Source organism: Candidatus Zixiibacteriota bacterium (genome assembly GCA_018820315.1).
Classification (GTDB): Bacteria; Zixibacteria; MSB-5A5; order JAABVY01; family JAHJOQ01; genus JAHJOQ01.
Map to the genome: position 1 here is coordinate 1 of JAHJOQ010000119.1, position 17,743 is coordinate 17,743.

Here is a 17,743-nt window from a genome sequence, read left to right on the forward strand (position 1 = left end):
CCTACGTCATTGCACCACAGTGTCTTGCGTGTCTCATTCGCTTGGAACGCCAGGTCGTGGTTCGCCATTGGCTTTTTTTGAAGTTTGTGTTAGGTGAGGTGTTTGAAATTGTTTATATTGGATATCGGTGAATTTGGCAATAGGCTGAGTCAACATAGATTTGCCGGAGCAGGCGAGACGATCGCGGCATTTACGTGCTGAGGAAAGTCCGAGCTTCAAAGAGCAAGGTGCCTCCGAAATGGAGGGCGGAGTGATCCGACGGAAAGTGCAGCAGAGAGGAGACCGCCGACGACCCCTCGGGGTCGGGCAAGGGTGAAACGGTGGTGTAAGAGACCACCAGAGGCATGAGTAATCATGTCTGCTTGGTAAACCCCACCTGAAGCAAGGTCAAATAGGCAGGGAGGTGTTGCTCGCACCGCATGACCTGCGGGTAGACCGCTTGGGCAAAAGGAAACTTTTGCTGTAGATGGATGATCGTCGCCCAATTGGGTTACAGAACTCGGCTTATTGCCTGCTACGGCGATTTTTGTTTTTTTAGGGAAGTATGAAATGCCTCGATTAGAATGGGTAGTAGCACCAGAGCCGGACTACAGGGAAGTTGACGAACTCGCTCAGAAACTCAACCTCCCGAATATCATCATTAAGATTCTCATGAACCGCGGACTCACGGACGAGGATGAGATCAAGAGCTTCATTGATCCGAAAATGGAGAATCTCTCCGACCCGTTCCTTCTCAAAGATATGGACAAGGCTGTTGAACGGATTGTCGAAGCTCTCCGGTTGAACGAGAAGATTCTTGTCTACGGCGATTATGATGTCGATGGCGTGACTGCATCGGCTCTTATGTTCCTTGTCCTCAACAAGCTCGGTGCACAGGTGCTTTATTACTTGCCGAATCGGCTTGTGGAAGGGTATGGCCTCTCGGAAGATGGCATCCACGAGGCCGAGCGCCTCGGAGCAACGCTGATAGTATCGGTCGATACGGGTGTGACTGCCAACGACGAAGTCGTCTATGCCCGCGAACGTGGAATTGATGTGGTGGTCACGGATCATCACGAACCGGGGGAGAAACTCCCCGATGCCGTGGCGATTGTGAACCCGAAATGTGACAAAAAGACCGATGCCGGACATGAGTTGGCAGGTGTCGGTGTAGCTTTCAAGGTCGCACAGGCTCTCTACCGCAGACTGAACCAGAACGAGGAGGAGTTGGAAGAGCACCTTGATCTTGTCGCCCTTGGGACTTCGGCAGATATTGTCCCACTCATTCACGAAAATCGAATCCTCACTAAATTCGGAATCAAGCAGATCGTACGCACTACCAAGCCGGGACTCAAGAAGCTTGTGTTTGTCTCCGGTCTCATGGGCAAAGAGATTTCCACCGGTCAGGTAGTGTTCATCCTTGCTCCAAGGATCAACGCCATAGGCAGACTCGGCAATGCGGTAAAAGCTATCAAGCTTCTGACTACGCGCGACGAAAACGCGGCTGGTGAGATAGCGAGATTCCTGGATGAAGAGAATCGCCGAAGGAAAGCAATCGATGAGAAGACTCTGAATGAGGCTCTCGAACTCATGGAGAAGACAGTAGATCTCGAAAAGGACAAGGCAATTGTTCTATCGTCATCCGGATGGCATCAGGGAGTCATCGGAATCGTCGCTTCGCGCCTTGTCGAGCGGTATTATCTTCCGACTGTTTTGATCTCTATCGAAGATGGTGTCGGCAAGGGTTCTGCCAGATCGATACCGGCATTTCACATCTACGAGGCTCTCAGAGGGTGCGGGGATGTGCTGCTGAGGTTTGGTGGACACAAGTATGCTGCGGGGCTGTCTATTGAAGAAAAGAACGTCGAGGAGTTCCGCACTCGTCTCAAGAAGGTTGCGGCGGAACAACTCAGTCCAGACGATCTGACGCCGAAGCTGCATATCGATGCTGAGGTTGACCTTGATGATGTCGACATGGACTTCGTGAATACAATCGAGATGTTTGCGCCGTTTGGTCCACAGAACATGCGCCCCGTGTTCCTGACGAGAAATCTCAATATCGTCGGGCAACCATATATAGTTGGCCGGAATCATCTCAAGATGCGTGTTCGTAAGGGCGAGAGGGAATTCGACGTGATAGGTTTCGGTTTCGGCGATCACGCAAACACTCTTGCCATGCGCGGTGTCGATGTTGATATGGCGTATGTTGTCGAAGCAAACACCTATTACGAACAGGCGCGCATCCAGCTCAGGGTAAAAGACCTGCGATACTGACGATGGCAGTAATCGACAAATTTTTAGATGGCGATCGCAGATCACTCGCCAAGATAATCACGCATGTAGAAAATCGGGCTGACAACTACAGAGAGGTCCTTGCCCGACTCTATCCACGCACTGGCAAGACATACAAAATCGGCTTCACCGGTCCGCCGGGCGCGGGGAAGTCATCGCTGGTCGATCTGGTGGCGAACCAGCTTCTCGAAGATGGCGAAATGGTCAGCATCATCGCAGTCGATCCGTCATCGCCATTCACCGGCGGTGCGCTGCTGGGTGACCGGATCCGCATGGCGAGGCTTTCCAATCATAGAAATGTTTATATCAGGAGCATGGCGACCCGCGGTTCAGGTGGGGGACTTGCTTCGGCTACGAAAGACATCTGCGTAGTGCTCGATTCGTTCGGGTTTGACAAAGTGCTTGTCGAGACTGTCGGTGTCGGGCAGGTAGAACTCGATATCGTCGATACGGCTGATACGGTTGTTGTCGTGCTCGTGCCCGAATCAGGCGATACTATTCAGGCGATGAAAGCGGGACTCATGGAGATCGCCGATGTGTTCTGTCTCAACAAATCTGATCGGGAAGGCGCGGATCGTCTCGCTGCAGAGCTCGAAATGATGCTCGATATAAGGCGTCACGGCAGCGAGTGGCATTATCCGGTGGTACAGACCTCGGCTCTGAAAGGGTGGGGTGTGGACAAGCTGCAGGAGCAGATTGCGGCCCATCAGACGTACCTCAAAGAGAGTGGCAAATTCGAAAAGAGACGGCGCAGACAGGTCAAGAGAGAAATCTATCAGCATCTTCAGGATATGTTGCTCGACGAGGCGAGGAATCGCATCGGCGGTGACGCCACAGTCGAAAAGATAGTCGACGAAATAGCCGAAGGCTCCTCAGACCCGTATACGGAAGCCGAGAGGATATTTCGGGAGCATTTCACCTGAATCCTGCACTTTCACTCGACTGCCCAGTGCAGCTCAGCCTTCCTGTGATTCTAACTGACAGTTAGAAACTACACTTTTATTGAAAAAGTGATTGCAATTATTCAACAATCTCGTAATAGTGTGTTGTCGATATTGATCGGCATGTTCTTTGAAATCAGAATCCGATGAGGGTAATCACCTCCCTAACGTCTTAGTACGTTATGCTGGCTTTGCCAGCCTCGTAAGTGGCACATCGTTGCTAGCGCATTGAGTGGAAGACGTTTTTCATTTGTTCAATTTCGTGGTTGGGTTCTCACTGACCAACGCTCAATGCATGATAGCAAATTATCATTGCTCATGAGAGCATGACTAACGGTGCGCCGCTCGAGTGATGCACCTGTAGGAGCATCACTCGGAAAGAAAAAGCGTCTCGACCGAGAGCCCTGTCAGCGCAGCCTTTGCAGCGGCGAGATATGGGATTTCCTAGAGATATGTCATCTAAAATCTATTACACAAGGAGGTGATGAAGTGACCCCTACGTCGAATTCTGCGGCCTTGATTGAGCAAGCGCGAGCTATTCTGGATCGGTTGCGATCTCGATTGAAGGCTTCAGATGACGAGGGGAAATTGGATCGATTGACCAGCATATTGGATGAGCTGGAAATTAGATCCTGCAATGATTCTTCTGATGCGGAGACAGGGTATTTCGAGTTAACAGTCGGAATTGTACATCTGCTTCTGGAGATCGCGCGGTTTCTACAAATCTGATTTCCCCCTTTTTCTTTTGGAGGTATTATGACCAATATAGGAATGACACTGCGTACAATTCGCAACTTAGCGGGACTTAAGCAGGGAGAACTAGCGGAGAAAGTTGGCGTTTCGTCGAATTATGTATCGCTTGTGGAGAACGAAAGGCGAGAACCGAGCTTGAAATTCCTGCGAAAGGTCGCCGCCGAACTGGGAATCCCGTTGTATGTGTTCTTTTGGGAGAACTCAGTAGCAAGTGACTCGTCTGATCCTCTATCCATTGAAATCACCGAGAAAGTCAATAATTTGTTCTGGGATTTAATCAGACGCAAGCTGTCGCGGACATGAATACTTCTTCGAAGAAAGTATGTCTCTGGGGAAGTGTTGAAGCTTTGGCTAAAACGCTGAAGGTACCCGTTGATGACCTGTTCGCATGGTGCGGAAGGAAGAAGCGGTTTGTGACTGAAGAGGAGCGACTGATCGGGGCCAAGTACCGCCAATTGAAGGTGCCGCACGGCGAATTTAAGGAACTTCTTAGAAAGATCGACCAACAGCTGAAAAGATGTCCGATCCCGAATTACTTCTACGGGTCGAGGAAAGGGGTATCTGCCATCGACTGCGCACTGGTCCATTTGCATAGCCCATATATTCTCAAACTTGATCTCAAGGACTTCTTCCCGAGCACTGACTATCGACGCGTCAGCAACTCCTTGTCGCAGGTGTGTGACAAGGAAGCAGTCCTGAAATTACTGACAGAACTCTGTACCTTCCAGCATCATTTGCCACAGGGATTTCCCACGAGTACCACCATTGCTGAGTTAACACTGATACCGCTTGCTCAAAGACTGTTTGGCATGTGTAACCAGTACGGTCTGCAACTGAGCATATATGTTGATGACATATGCATTAGTGGTTCTCCAGTTCTGTTGAGGCTTGAGGCTCGCATCCTGAGAATGTTCCAGGAGATGCATTTTCGCTTGAATCTGAAGAAGAAGGAGCTCAGAAGTAAGCAGGAAGGAATCGCAGTCACTGGCGTTTTCATGCAAAACGGCTTCTGTACGACCAAACCGAAGTTTGATGAAAAGCTCTTGAAGAAGATTTGGGCTTATGAGCTAGCCCAAATGATATGCGATTCAACTCTCGCTGAAGACTTGCTTGGGAGTATAAGGGGACAACTCCTTTGGACTAGGCAACTGGATGAATCTAAGTATTTGTGTTTCCTGTCAGAGCTGAGGCAGGGCCAGATGATGTCGGGCACATGACTGACGCACCGTATGCTTCATCCTATCACCACTACTATACTATCGGTTTGACTTCATGCTACCCCATGTGGAATGTTGCCATTTACAGGGCTGTGATTATTTGTGCCGTTTGTTTCTCGCCTCCTCGGTTTCCACCCATCCGAATTCGCTTGCCAAGTAACGCGTCAATGCATATGATAAATGACTATGATTAAGAAGATTCTGATTGCTAATAGAGGAGAGATAGCGATACGGGTGATGCGGTCGTGTCGTGAGCTCGGCATCACAAGTGTCGCAGTCTTCTCCGACGCCGACGCCGACGCGTTTCATGTTCGTACCGCCGACCAGGCTTATCACATCGGACCGTCACCATCTTCAGAGAGTTATCTCGCAGCCGAGAAGATAATCGATGCGGCGAAAGCGACCGGAGCGGACGCCATCCATCCCGGTTACGGATTCCTCGCAGAGAATGCTCGATTCGCGCAGATGGTTATCGAAAATAATCTCACATGGATCGGCCCGCCGCCATCAGCGATAGAACTGATGGGCGATAAACTATCTGCCCGAAAGGCTGTGCAGAAATCGGATGTGCCGGTGGTTCCCGGTTTCGAGGAGGCGATTGACAACGTTGAGTCATTGCGGAAGGACATTGAGAAGATTGGGTATCCGGTGCTTGTCAAAGCGGCAGCCGGTGGTGGTGGCAAGGGGATGCGCATTGTCAACAGCAGCGACGAACTCGAGTCCGCCATTCGAGGAGCGTCATCGGAGGCGAAGAGCGCATTCGGCGATGATCGAGTTTATATCGAGAAGTACATATCCAATCCGCGTCATATCGAAATACAGATCATGGCTGACGCGCATGGTAACTGCGTGTACCTCGGTGAGCGCGAATGTTCGATTCAGCGAAGACACCAGAAAGTAATCGAAGAAGCACCATCGCCGCTAGTCAATAAAGCTATGCGTGAGAAGATGGGCAAAGCGGCAGTCCAGGTCTCACAGTCGTGCGGCTATGTGAATGCGGGGACGGTCGAATTCCTCGCCGACAATGACCGGAATTTCTATTTCCTCGAGATGAACACGCGACTTCAGGTCGAACATCCCGTAACGGAGATGATCACCGGTATCGATTTGGTCAAAGAGCAAATCAGTGTCGCGTCCGGCAACAAGCTCTCATTCGCACAGAAAGATATCACGATTCGCGGCCATGCGATCGAGTGCCGCATTTATGCCGAGGATCCAAGCAACAACTTCATGCCATCGACCGGTGAACTGAAATCATACAGAGAACCGGCTGGTCCGGGAGTACGAGTCGACTCCGGAGTTGTGGAGAGATCGCAGATTCCGATATTCTACGATCCGATGATTTCAAAGCTGTGTACGTGGGGGGCGACGCGCGATGAAGCGATTGTCAGGATGAAACGCGCTTTGTCGGAGTATAGAATTTGCGGCGTCTCGACCGCGATCAGCTTTCACGAGAAGGTCATAGAGCACGAAGCTTTCAAACGTGGCGATCTTACGACGCATTTCATCGAGGATCATTTCAAGGATATGGATTATCTTGCGGGAGAAGATGAGCACATTCTTGAAGCGGCAGCAATAGCGGCATGTTTCTACGATTATCTCGACAACAAGCGCATATCGACCGGAAGCGAATCCGGCGGAGCAGCATCGAAGTGGAAGACATCGGGCAGAATCTCCGGACTGAGAAAGCCGCTGGGAGGATCTAAATGAACTACTCGGCAAAACTTCTGGATAAAGAGTATATCGTATCTCTAGACGATCGCGGCGCCAAAATCGATCTGCAATTCAACGGCAAGCCGGTCAAGTTCAGCTACACAACAAGAAAGAACAAGCACCGTTTCCTGATGCTGGTCGATTCGATGTCTTACGATGTTGAAGTGAATCGCCAGAACGGGAAGTTTTCTGTGTTCATCTATGGTCGCGAGTTTGAAGTAACGGCCGAGGATGAGCGTCTTGCCAAATTGCGCGAAGTTGCCGGTATGGGCTCGGAAATGGCGGATCAGAAGGATATAGCAGCGCCAATGCCGGGACTGGTGGTGAAACTGCTGAAGTCTGTCGGTGATGCGGTGAAGAAGGGAGAGGGAGTAATCATCATCGAGGCTATGAAAATGGAGAACGAGCTTAAGGCAGCTTCTGATGGAGAGATTGCTGATGTTCTTGTCAAACCGGGACAGGCGGTCGACAAAGGGCAGTGTCTTGTCAAACTAAAATCGAATCCGACTTAGTCGCAATGGACAGCAAGAAGAAACATCTGCATACGCCCGCCGATCTGGATGGGCACGACTATCAGCAGGAACTTGGAAATCCGGGCGAGTATCCGTTTACTCGCGGCATATATGCAGGGATGTATACCGAACGGCTCTGGACGATGCGTCAATATGCCGGTTTCGGTACGGCGGTCGAATCCAACAAGCGTTACCGATATCTGCTCGAACAGGGGCAGACTGGGCTTTCGGTGGCGTTCGATCTGCCGACTCAGATAGGGTATGACTCCGATCATGCGATGTCGGAAGGCGAGGTCGGCAAGACCGGCGTTGCAATCGACACGTTGAAGGATTTCGAGATTCTGTTTAACCGAATTCCGCTCGACAAAGTCTCGACGTCGATGACAATCAATTCGACTGCGGCAATTCTGCTTTGTATGTACATCGCTGTGGCAAGAAAGCAGGGTGTTGCGGCGAAGAACATCACCGGTACGGTGCAGAATGACATTCTGAAAGAGTATATTGCGCGCGGGACATATATATATCCGCCTGAACCATCGATGCGTCTGATCTGCGACATTTTCGAATACGCAGAGGAACATCTGCCTCGATACAACACGATTTCGATTTCCGGCTATCACATCCGCGAAGCCGGATCGACCGCCGTGCAGGAGGTCGCGTTTACGTTGGCGAATGCCATAGCTTATGTCGAAGCTGCGCTGTCTCGCGGTCTGGACATCGATCGGTTTGCGCCTAGACTCTCGTTCTTCTTCAACGGACATCAGAATCTTCTCGAAGAGATCGCAAAGTTTCGCGCGGCACGCATGCTCTGGGCGACCATTATGAAGAAGCGATTCGGCGCGAAGAATCCGAAATCTATGATGCTGCGGTTTCACACTCAGACTGCTGGATCATCTCTGACTGCTCAGCAGCCTGAAAACAATACTATCCGTACGACTCTCGAAGCGCTCGCCGCCGTTTTGGGAGGCACACAGTCGCTACACACGAATTCCGAGGATGAGGCACTTGGCCTTCCGACCGAAAGAACTGCTCAAACCGCTCTCCGCATTCAGCAGATAATCGGCTTCGAGTCCGGTGTCACAGACGCGATCGACCCTCTTGCCGGTAGTTACCATATTGAATCGATGACCGATCAGATCGAACGAGAATGCGCGGAGTACATCGACAAGATCGATAGGATAGGGGGCGCGCTCAAGGCTGTCGAGCGGGGATTCTATCAGAAAGAGATACAGATAGCAGCCTATGAGTATCAGAAGGCTGTCGATTCCGGTAAGCGGACAGTCGTCGGAGTCAACCGGTTTGTCGTCGAGGATGAACGCGAGCCGAAAATACTCAAGGTCGATCCGAAGCTCAGAGACGAGCAAATAGTGCGGCTGCATGCTGTGAAGTCAACGAGAGATTCAAAACGTGCAAATGCAATACTCACAGCATTGAAGGAAAAAGCATCGATGAACGACAATCTCGTTCCGACGATTCTCGAGTGTGTCGAAGCCTATTGTACAGTCGGTGAGATATCCGATGTGTTCCGGTCCGTCTGGGGCGAATATAGAGAGAGTGTGGTATTGTGAAATGAAAGTCAACAAGCTGAATCATGTCGCCATTGCGGTTCGTGATATCGAGAAGCAGTTGGGCTTATTCTGTGGAATTCTCGGCGTGCCGCAAGGAGAGATCATCGATGTGCCGTCGCAGGGCGTTAAGGTGGCATTTCTCGAATTACCGAATGTGAGGCTGGAGCTCATCGCGCCGCTCGATGAGACCGCGAAGCTTAACAAGTATCTAGATAAGAGAGGCGAGGGGTTGCACCATATCTCACTCTCTGTTGATGATATCAGCGATGCTATCGACGGACTCGCAGATAAAGGAGTGGAGCCAATAGACGAGATGCCGAGGTCGGGCGCCGAGGGGAAACTCGTTGCTTTTCTGCACCCGAAAACTACCGGGAGCGTTCTGATCGAACTCGAGGAGGAATGATGCTGAATCGTGCATGGTTGCTGTTTTTGTGCGCTGTGATGCTGTGTGTTGATGGCACTGTGGCTTATGCTCAGGATGCATCAGTTGGAGTGGAAGCGGATTCTGCTCGAAGTCAGACGGTGAGGAAGTTTACGTTTGCTCTTGATATCGGGACCGAACGAAGAGAGGGATACACAGAGTATGAAATCGATGTCGGTTGGGTTCCGGTGCAGCCGTATGACGTTGTCCTGAAAGCGGGAAGTCGTCTTAGGTTCCCGGTAAATTCAATTCTGACAAGACTCGGCGCCACTGCCGCGTACGCGGGTTTCTCACTGAGTGCGACAGCATGGTTGCAACTGAGCAACTCCGAGGGATTGTTCAAGGACTACGATTGGTTCGAGTTAAACAAGCAGCAGAATTCATTCATATTCGGCAGCGCTCGGAACAACGACAAATCGAAGCAGTTCGACTTCGAGGCAAGCTACACTGCGCGGACAAAGAGCATGACCTTCACACCGCGGATCAGATTGTCTCTTGTCAACATGAGCTTCGAGGCCGAGGATGCTACGCAATGGCAGTATTACGGATTCGATGATGAGCTGGGACTTGTGCCGCTTGACGAACCGTACGTATTCGATACGACCGCGTTGGTCATCACTTACGAAATTGACTACACCGCATTCTATTTCGGCGGATCATTCGCATATAGATTCCCCTTCGGAGTCGAGGCCGAGCTGATGGGCATGTTCGCGCCGATTGTTTCCGCTGACGATCTCGACATTCACCTTTTGCGTGAACCACCCAAGAAAGCGGAGACATCCTCGGATGGTTCTGCGGGCATAGCCGGATTGAGGCTAACATATAAAGCATCACGTATTGTGGAGGTCTTCGGTGGTGTCGATTATAGTTTTTTCAAAACCGATGGCACGCAGAAGCAGACTGAACTTGGTGAGCCATACCAGGCCTACACCGGCATTCCCGCCGAAACCAAATCGGAGTGGTATTCGATCAGCGGTGGCCTGACGCTCTATCTCGGCAGGTAGGGTTTGCTCGCGCCGTCAGGATGTAGTCTGTAGGTCAGGATCCCCGCCTGCTCAAGCAGAGCGCAGAGCAGGTCCGAACGCAAGTGAGGAGATCCTGACAATTGTGTTCGTTAACCGCGATCAAAGATCGCGGCCACGGCAACCTCCTATTAGTAGAGTCATGAGTGTAAACATGGAATTGCAGAGCGTTGTAAAAGACTGGGGTGGCTTTGAGGAGTTCATAAGAGACCTGCATGCAACTGGTGATGTATCGGCAGAAAGAGGGGTGACACTCGTCGGTGCGTCAGGTGCCTCTCGTGAAATAGATGTCCTATTGAGACACAATGAAGGCCCAGATCAATCTCTAACTTTAATCGAGTGCAAGTGCTGGACAAGGAAAGTAAAAAGGGCCGACATTGATGTTCTGCATTCCAGTATGCTCGATTTGAATGCTTCCAAGGGAGTTGTCTTTACAAGAATTGGGTACCAGTCAGGCGCAAAGATTTATGCAAAATCAAAGGGAATAGAGCTCTTTGTTGTTCGCGATTTATCAGACAAGGAATGGGGTCTACCCGGAAAGGTAATTGACTTCTACTTACACGTAATTTCAAAGACCATAGTGAAAGTGGATGTCAAGAACACCAAAGTGGCATATCAAGTGGGAACTGAACAGAAAGAACAAACTGCGCTTTTGCTTGTTTTCGGCTGCAAGAGCAAGAAGCATTTGATTGTCTCTTTCCACAAAGATAAGCATAGGACTCTTGAGGACTATTTGGAGGCTGCCTGCGATCATGCGATTGATGAGTTTCAAAAGAAAGCGTTCATTATCAATGGCGGGGAAGAGTGTACACGATATTTCTTGGTGGATGTAAATATGCAATTTCCGGATAGCGAGCTTCAAGTAGTCAATGGCACCACCGTACTCTATGTACCTAGAATCGAGTTGGCCGTAGGAATAAAAGTAAGCCAATCTAGGTTTGTGCTCGATCGCTCAGAGAAATATCTCTTCGTTCTGGCGATTGAGGACTGCGTAAACAACCAAGTGTATGCCGCTTGCAAGAGAGAAGGAAGTCCCGAAGCTCAATGGGTTAGAATTAAGAGTGATACGCTATCGCATCAAGACGAAGTACTCGTTAACGGTTCGGTTCTGAGAATTATAATGAAGGGCTTTTTTGATCCAAAGGAGTTGGAAGGTCGATCCATCCGCACACGCCAGCGCTGACAGGATATATGACCGAAGGAAGACACCAAAACCGCCTTCGCGGAACTCAGGCATTTGTAAACCGCGATCAAAGATCGCGGCCACGTCATACGGGGAAAAGGATTGAACACTTATGAGTAAGACATTCGACCAGGGCAAAGATGAAGTTGGGAAGCTGTGTAAGTATTTCGCCACTAACCGGAAGTCTTTCCTCGTCCCCGGAGTCAAAGAAGCCCACGTCCGCCAATCGCTCATAGACCCTTTTTTTGAGGCACTTGGTTGGGACGTGCGCAACGAGTCCATGGCGGCGCCTCAATATCGCGAAGTGATCCCCGAAGACAGCCTTGATGTGGAAGGCCAACAGAAGGCGCCCGACTACACCTTCCGCGTTGGCACACTGCCGAAGTTCTATGTCGAAGCCAAGAAGTGCGGCATCAATATCAACGCCGATCCCGCTCCCGCCTACCAGCTTCGCCGATACGGCTTCAGCGCCAAGCTTGCCTTGTCAATCCTGACCGACTTCGAGGAGCTGGGCGTTTACGATTGCGCCTCCCGCCCGCGACCCAGCGACAAAGCGAGTCATGCCCGTATCCAATATTTCGGGTTCGCGGAATATCCTGATCGCTGGCGGGAAATTTGGGACGTGTTCTCGCGCGAGGCCGTCTGGTCCGGGATGTTCGACCAGTATGCTGCCTCCAAGCGTAAGCGAGGCACTTCCGAAGTTGACAGCGAATTTCTGAAGGATATCGAGGGCTGGCGCGATGTTCTGGCGCGAAACCTCGCCCTGCGCAACAGCGATCTGTCGACAGACGATCTCAACGCCGCCGTTCAACGGATCATTGACAGGATCGTCTTCCTGCGGATTGCCGAAGATCGGGGACTGGAATCGTACGGGCAACTACTCGAACTCTGCAACCAGCCGCATATCTACGGCCATTTCATGAGCGGATTGTGCCGTAAGGCCGATGAGAAATACAACTCCGGCCTGTTCCACTTCCAGAAAGAATCCGGCGTCTCTGATGCGCCGGACACACTCACTCCCCGTCTGGTTGTGGACGACAAGGCGCTCAAGCCCATTCTCCAAAGCCTCTACTTCGAACATGGCAGCCCGTATAACTTCGGCGTCCTGCCTGTGGAAATTCTGGGCACGGTGTATGAACGATTCCTCGGCAAAGTCATCCGCCTGACCGCCGGGCATCAGGCCAAAGTCGAGGAAAAACCGGAAGTGCGCAAGGCTGGCGGCGTGTATTACACCCCCGCCTATATTGTGAACTACATCGTCCAGAACACCATCGGCAAACAGATTGAGGGCAAAAGCCCCGCCGATCTCGCCGGCGGCAAAACCAAGCCCCCCTTCCGCGTGCTCGACATGGCATGCGGTAGCGGCTCCTTCCTCATCGGCGCATATCAGTTTCTCCTGGAACACTGCTTGAAATGGTATCAAGCCAACCCTTCCAAGAGACACGCCAAAGCCGTATATCAGAACGCCAAAGGTGAAACCCGCCTCACTATCGCCGAACGCAAACGTATCCTTACTACTCATATCTTCGGCGTCGATATCGACCGGCAGGCTGTCGAAACCGCCAAACTCTCATTGCTGCTGAAAGCCCTTGAAGGCGAAAACGATACCACTCTCTCCGAGCAGATGAAGCTCTTCCACGCACGCGCATTGCCGAATCTATCGAACAACATAAAGTGCGGAAATTCATTGATCGCCTCCGACTTCTCGCTAGTTCCCGAAGACTTGGTGCGCGTCCGCGCTTTCGACTGGGATGTGCAGTTCCCCGACGCGATGAAAGCTGGCGGCTTCGACGCGGTGATCGGCAATCCGCCGTATGTCAGGCAGGAAACTCTCGGCGCGGGGTTCAAGGAATACGCCAACGTGCATTATCGCGTCTATCACAGCGTCGCCGATCTATACGCCTATTTCATCGAACGCGGCGTTTCGCTTCTCCGTCCCGATGGCTGGTTTTCCTATATCGTCGCCAACAAATGGATGCGCGCGAATTACGGGGAGCCACTCCGCAAATGGCTGAAGGAGCAGCAGGTTGAGGAAATCATCGACTTCGGCGATCTGCCCGTTTTCAAAGGGGCGACTACGTATCCCTGCATTATCAGAATCAGAAAGACCCCCGCGGAGACGCAGCGGCGTTGCGAAGATATTTCCATCGTCCAAATGGACACGCTGAATTTTGTGGATTTGCAGGAATGCGTCGAAAATGGCAAATACCTGATTCGGCGGACATCGCTCGATGACAAGGGCTGGTCGCTCTCAGATGAACGGACACAGACATTGATTGAGAAAATCCGCGCGGCGGGTGTCCCGCTTGGCGAATATGTGAAGGGCAAAATATATCGCGGAGTTTTGACCGGCCTTAACAAGGCCTTTGTGATTGACAGGGCAACGCGGGAACGGCTCATCGCCGAAGACTCCCAAAGCGCTGAAATCATCAAGCCTTTCCTCGCCGGTAGAGACATCAAACGCTACCAAACGCCGCAGAGCGATCAGTTCCTGATTCTGATGCCAAAGGGATGGACAAGGGAGAAATCCCGGAACGCCAAAGATGCGTGGGGCTGGCTGCAGAAGAACTATCCAGCCGTTGCACTCCATATCGCCCCCTTTGCCGCCGCAGGTCAGAAACGCTATGACAAGGGCGAGTATTGGTGGGAGCTCCGCGCCTGCGAATATTATCACGAATTCGAAAAACCGAAGATCATTGTTCCTGCAATCGTCAAATCAGCATCCTACGCTTTCGATGAAGAGAATCATTATTCGAACGACAAGACATCAATAGTCCAGACCGACGATCTCTACCTTCTTGGTGTGCTCAACTCTAGAGTTTCAGACATTATTCTTCATTCGATATCGTCCACCAAGCATGGCGGATATTTCGAATATAAACCTATGTATGTATCTCAACTTCCCATTCGTTCCATTGATTTATCTGACGCATCACAGAAGTCCATTCATGACCGCATAGTGCAACTCGCCGAATCCATGCTGGCGCTGACGCCGAAGCTGCGCGAGGCCACATCAGAGTCCAAAAAAGCCACATTGCAGAACGCTATCACTACAACCGACGCGGAGATCGACCGACTGGTGTACGAACTGTATGGTTTGACGGATGAGGAGATCAAGATCGTGGAAGGTCAATGATGACTCTCTTGCCGTTCCCGCGCGTAACGCTGTACGTAATCCCAACAGCCCGAAGGGCTGTTATTCCGATGCAAGGGCTTGTTGAAAAACCCTAAATGATGTCATTGCGAGCGAAGCGTGGCAATCTCATTATCTCACTATTGCATTGATTGACATAGAGATCGCCACGTCGCTTCGCTCCTCGCGATGACGACGATGGGCATATTGGGACTTTGTCAACAAGCCCGCAAATCGGAATCCAGTCTTGGCACCTTCTGGATACCGACTTTCGTCGGCATGACAACGCCTGCGGCGTTGTGAGTGGTGACTGAATATGCAGACGACGTAGGGAAGAATCATCAGGATCGTAGGGCGGGATTGTCCTCAAGCCTGCCATCTTGTGTCAAGAGGCAGGTTTCGGAGAAACCTGCCCTTACTTCTCTGCTTCGAGGTCTAACAGATATCTCTTGCGTTGGATGCCGCCGCCATAACCGCCGAGGCCGCCGTTGGTTGCGATCACGCGGTGGCATGGCACTACTATCGAAATGTAGTTTGCGCCGTTGGCTCGTCCGACCGCTCTCGATGCACGTGGTTTGCCCAGCAGGTCAGCCATCTGGCCGTATGAGCGCGTCTTGCCATAAGGTATCGCGAGAAGCTGATCCCATGTACTGCGTTCGAATGGTGTGCCCTTGATATCAAGCGCTACAGAGAATTCTTTCAGCTTGCCGTCGAAATATCGGGTCACTTCTTCTTCAAGTTCGTCGAGATGTGAGTTATTGCCCGGAGTCAACGGCAGCCGGTAGCGTTTCTCGATACGCTTTTTGATACGCTCCACTCCACCGCGATCATGCCATTCGAGAAAACAGACGCCGCTGTCTGTCGCTCCGGCAATCATATCGCCAAGCGGACTCCTAATATCCCTGTACACAATGTTATCTGTCGCCATATAGCCTCCCCGGAGTTTGGCCGAATTGCTTCACAAATGCGTCGCGAAACCCGCTCGCGGATTCATACCCGCACTCATACGCCGCACTCAGATAATCACAGCCGGATTGAATCAGCATGCGCGCGTGATTCAGCCGCAGCCTGCGGTGAAATCCGAGCGGAGTCACGCCGAAGTGTGTCTTGAAATATCGCCTGACCGTCGAAATGTCGTGCCCGGTCATCTTAATCAGCGTCGATTCGTTTAGCCTCTCGGTTTTGTTCTCGCGCATGAATCGCAGCACATCGTGCAGCCATTTGGGGAGAACATCGGGAAACTTCTCGGACCTGCAGCGCTGGCAGCCGCGTAAACCGGCACCGATGGCTTCCTCGCGGCTGTCGAAGAATACGACGTTTTCGATTTTCGGGAGCTTCGCTTTGCATGATGGCAGACAGTAGATGCCGGTAGAGACAACTCCCACATAGAATCGGCCATCATACGACGAGTCATTGCGAATCATCGCTCCAACCATTTCTTTGTTTGTTAGCTCTGCCATGAAGCCAAGCTACGAAAGTGGCAGCTTGCTGTCTACCGATTTTCGAGCAAGTAAGTTAGAAAGTGATATTCGGTTAGTTCGGTCTTCCGGCAGGAAGGGATTCCTGCCGGCGCGCCAAATCTCCAGTCGTGTCGTCGGGGTGTCGAAACCACGCTCTGCGCTACGCGCTTCGCTCAGGGTCGACCTACCTCTGAGTAGTCAGGATCACGCGAGGATACTGATATTATGAGAAGGCCGCTCGGCCAGTATAGATTATACTGGCCTTGTAAACCCTTAAGCAAGGAGCGGCCATGTCAAATACATATGTCGGTATCGACGTACACAAGAAGCTATGTGTATACACAGAGCTTGACCCGAGCGGTAATGTACTAAGGAGAGGGAAGTTCGGCAACAACATAAGTGAGGTGAGCGACTTTGCGAGCCGGATAGGTTCGGGAACTCATATAGTAGTGGAGCCTGTGTTGAACTACGAGTGGTTGTTGGATCAGATAGAGCCATACTCGAAGTCAGTTCACGTTGCTGCGCCGTACAAGGTTCGGATAATCGCGGAGTCGAAGTCGAAGACAGACAAGTATGATTCGAGGGTTCTTGCGGATCTTCTGCGAACGAACTACCTCCCGGAGTCGTGGTTACCTCCACGCGATCTGAGGTCACTCCGGATGATAATACGTCAGCGATATCATTTTGTGAAGATGCTGGTTTCTTTGAAGAACCGGGTACGTCATCTGCTGTTTCTGTATGGTGCAGACCTGAAGGCATCTGACGTGTCGTCAGCAAGCGCGAGGCGCGAGATATCGAGATTGCTGCTTCCGGATGTTAGCTTGATGTCGGTATACCAATGTCTTGAGGAGATAGATAGGTTGAAGGAGACGATAGGTGGCCTTAATGAGTATCTTGAGGCGGCCAGTGAGGGTATCGAGGCGGTGTCACTTCTCAGGACAATACATGGGATGGGTTTGATCTGGTCGATAACGATATATGCGGAGGTAGGTGATATCAGTCGATTCAGGTCAGCGAAGGCGTTTTCTTCATACACCGGATTGGTTCCTACAGTGCGGTCATCGGGAGAAAGCGTCTATCGTGGCGGCATAACGCATCTTGGTTCGAAGCCACTGCGGCATGCACTTGTTGAGGTATCCTTACACGTTTGTCGGAAGTCTCCCTCTCTGAATCGCCTTTACAACAGGGTCCTTTACAGGAGTAATGTGCAGAAGGCAAGAGTGGCGGTAGCTCGGAAACTGTCAGTGATCATATACCATATGCTTAAGAATTCAGAGCCGTACAGAGCGGAAACCGTATAAGAAACGTAGGAGTGATAAGAGTCGGAATCTGATAATGGGTGGTCAGCCCGGCCGTAGGTCTTGGGTCGATAAGAACCCGTTGTTTTGAGTGGGCGGCCACCCAAAGAGAACAGTATCGTGGGACATTCAGCCGCTGGCCGGATGATCTCGAATAGGTGACTTCTGAGATCCGACAGAACATACATCGCCTGACGGCGACAAAAAACTGGAGATACCCCTTGACAGCTGCCTTCTCATAGGTGACCTAC

Annotated in this window: 14 protein-coding genes and 1 other RNA gene; 13 read left to right on the forward strand and 2 right to left on the reverse strand. The window is 51.3% G+C overall.

Annotated elements, in window-relative coordinates; translation table 11 throughout:
- Positions 1–165: 165 nt before the first annotated feature.
- The 12 genes from rnpB to KKH67_11950 all read left to right on the forward strand — a co-directional run bounded on the left by rnpB (position 166) and on the right by KKH67_11950 (position 14,737).
- Positions 166–522: RNase P RNA component class A (gene rnpB / locus KKH67_11895), an RNA gene on the forward strand.
- Between the two features lie 27 nt (positions 523–549).
- Positions 550–2,253, forward strand: a complete 1,704-nt coding sequence (gene recJ / locus KKH67_11900) for a single-stranded-DNA-specific exonuclease RecJ (protein MBU1319882.1) — start codon at positions 550–552, stop codon at positions 2,251–2,253.
- Entirely contained in the window at positions 2,250–3,194 is a 945-nt protein-coding gene (meaB, locus tag KKH67_11905; GenBank protein ID MBU1319883.1) for a methylmalonyl Co-A mutase-associated GTPase MeaB, read from the forward strand. Before recJ ends, meaB begins: the two co-directional genes overlap by 4 nt.
- A gap of 774 nt (positions 3,195–3,968) precedes the next feature.
- Positions 3,969–4,268 carry a helix-turn-helix transcriptional regulator gene (locus KKH67_11910; protein ID MBU1319884.1) on the forward strand — a complete coding sequence of 100 codons (300 nt, stop codon included), beginning with the start codon at positions 3,969–3,971 and terminating at the stop codon, positions 4,266–4,268.
- Positions 4,269–4,312: 44 nt separating this feature from the next.
- Entirely contained in the window at positions 4,313–5,182 is an 870-nt protein-coding gene (locus tag KKH67_11915) for a reverse transcriptase family protein (GenBank protein MBU1319885.1), read from the forward strand.
- A gap of 189 nt (positions 5,183–5,371) precedes the next feature.
- A complete protein-coding gene (gene accC, locus KKH67_11920; protein ID MBU1319886.1) occupies positions 5,372–6,892 on the forward strand; it encodes an acetyl-CoA carboxylase biotin carboxylase subunit in 1,521 nt (506 codons plus the stop codon).
- The gene (locus tag KKH67_11925) at positions 6,889–7,407 is read left to right on the forward strand and encodes an acetyl-CoA carboxylase biotin carboxyl carrier protein subunit (GenBank protein ID MBU1319887.1); all 519 of its coding nucleotides are present in this window, start codon (positions 6,889–6,891) and stop codon (positions 7,405–7,407) included. Before accC ends, KKH67_11925 begins: the two co-directional genes overlap by 4 nt.
- Positions 7,408–7,412: 5 nt before the next feature.
- Positions 7,413–8,975, forward strand: a complete 1,563-nt coding sequence (locus KKH67_11930; GenBank protein MBU1319888.1) for a methylmalonyl-CoA mutase family protein — start codon at positions 7,413–7,415, stop codon at positions 8,973–8,975.
- Between the two features lies 1 nt (position 8,976).
- Positions 8,977–9,378, forward strand: a complete 402-nt coding sequence (gene mce, locus KKH67_11935) for a methylmalonyl-CoA epimerase (GenBank protein MBU1319889.1) — start codon at positions 8,977–8,979, stop codon at positions 9,376–9,378.
- Positions 9,378–10,400: an omptin family outer membrane protease gene (locus tag KKH67_11940; GenBank protein MBU1319890.1), complete on the forward strand. Its 1,023-nt coding sequence runs from the start codon at positions 9,378–9,380 to the stop codon at positions 10,398–10,400. Before mce ends, KKH67_11940 begins: the two co-directional genes overlap by 1 nt.
- Before the next feature lie 172 nt (positions 10,401–10,572).
- Entirely contained in the window at positions 10,573–11,601 is a 1,029-nt protein-coding gene (locus tag KKH67_11945; GenBank protein ID MBU1319891.1) for a restriction endonuclease, read from the forward strand.
- A gap of 112 nt (positions 11,602–11,713) precedes the next feature.
- On the forward strand, positions 11,714–14,737 hold the full coding sequence (locus KKH67_11950; GenBank protein MBU1319892.1) for an Eco57I restriction-modification methylase domain-containing protein: 3,024 nt from the start codon (positions 11,714–11,716) through the stop codon (positions 14,735–14,737).
- A gap of 412 nt (positions 14,738–15,149) precedes the next feature.
- Here the strand turns inward: KKH67_11950 and KKH67_11955 are convergent, their stop codons facing one another.
- Together KKH67_11955 and KKH67_11960 are read right to left on the reverse strand one after the other, a co-directional pair.
- Complete coding sequence (locus KKH67_11955; GenBank protein ID MBU1319893.1) at positions 15,150–15,662, reverse strand: methylated-DNA--[protein]-cysteine S-methyltransferase; 513 nt, start codon at positions 15,660–15,662, stop codon at positions 15,150–15,152.
- Positions 15,649–16,194 (reverse strand): helix-turn-helix domain-containing protein, encoded by a 546-nt coding sequence (locus KKH67_11960; protein ID MBU1319894.1) that lies wholly within the window; start codon positions 16,192–16,194, stop codon positions 15,649–15,651. Before KKH67_11960 ends, KKH67_11955 begins: the two co-directional genes overlap by 14 nt.
- 290 nt (positions 16,195–16,484) lie before the next feature.
- On the opposite strand from KKH67_11960, the gene KKH67_11965 reads away from it, so the two are divergent.
- Complete coding sequence (locus KKH67_11965; GenBank protein ID MBU1319895.1) at positions 16,485–17,495, forward strand: IS110 family transposase; 1,011 nt, start codon at positions 16,485–16,487, stop codon at positions 17,493–17,495.
- Positions 17,496–17,743: the final 248 nt, after the last annotated feature.

Bases quoted from the DNA above. Each gene is read 5' to 3' on its own strand.
- recJ (MBU1319882.1), top strand. From the start codon at position 550: ATGCCTCGATTAGAATGGGTAGTAGCACCAGAGCCGGACTACAGGGAA.
- KKH67_11910 (MBU1319884.1), top strand. From the start codon at position 3,969: ATGACCAATATAGGAATGACACTGCGTACAATTCGCAACTTAGCGGGA.
- KKH67_11925 (MBU1319887.1), top strand. From the start codon at position 6,889: ATGAACTACTCGGCAAAACTTCTGGATAAAGAGTATATCGTATCTCTA.
- KKH67_11930 (MBU1319888.1), top strand. From the start codon at position 7,413: ATGGACAGCAAGAAGAAACATCTGCATACGCCCGCCGATCTGGATGGG.
- mce (MBU1319889.1), top strand. From the start codon at position 8,977: ATGAAAGTCAACAAGCTGAATCATGTCGCCATTGCGGTTCGTGATATC.
- KKH67_11940 (MBU1319890.1), top strand. From the start codon at position 9,378: ATGCTGAATCGTGCATGGTTGCTGTTTTTGTGCGCTGTGATGCTGTGT.
- KKH67_11945 (MBU1319891.1), top strand. From the start codon at position 10,573: ATGGAATTGCAGAGCGTTGTAAAAGACTGGGGTGGCTTTGAGGAGTTC.
- KKH67_11950 (MBU1319892.1), top strand. From the start codon at position 11,714: ATGAGTAAGACATTCGACCAGGGCAAAGATGAAGTTGGGAAGCTGTGT.
- KKH67_11955 (MBU1319893.1), bottom strand. From the start codon at position 15,662: ATGGCGACAGATAACATTGTGTACAGGGATATTAGGAGTCCGCTTGGC.
- KKH67_11960 (MBU1319894.1), bottom strand. From the start codon at position 16,194: ATGGCAGAGCTAACAAACAAAGAAATGGTTGGAGCGATGATTCGCAAT.
- KKH67_11965 (MBU1319895.1), top strand. From the start codon at position 16,485: ATGTCAAATACATATGTCGGTATCGACGTACACAAGAAGCTATGTGTA.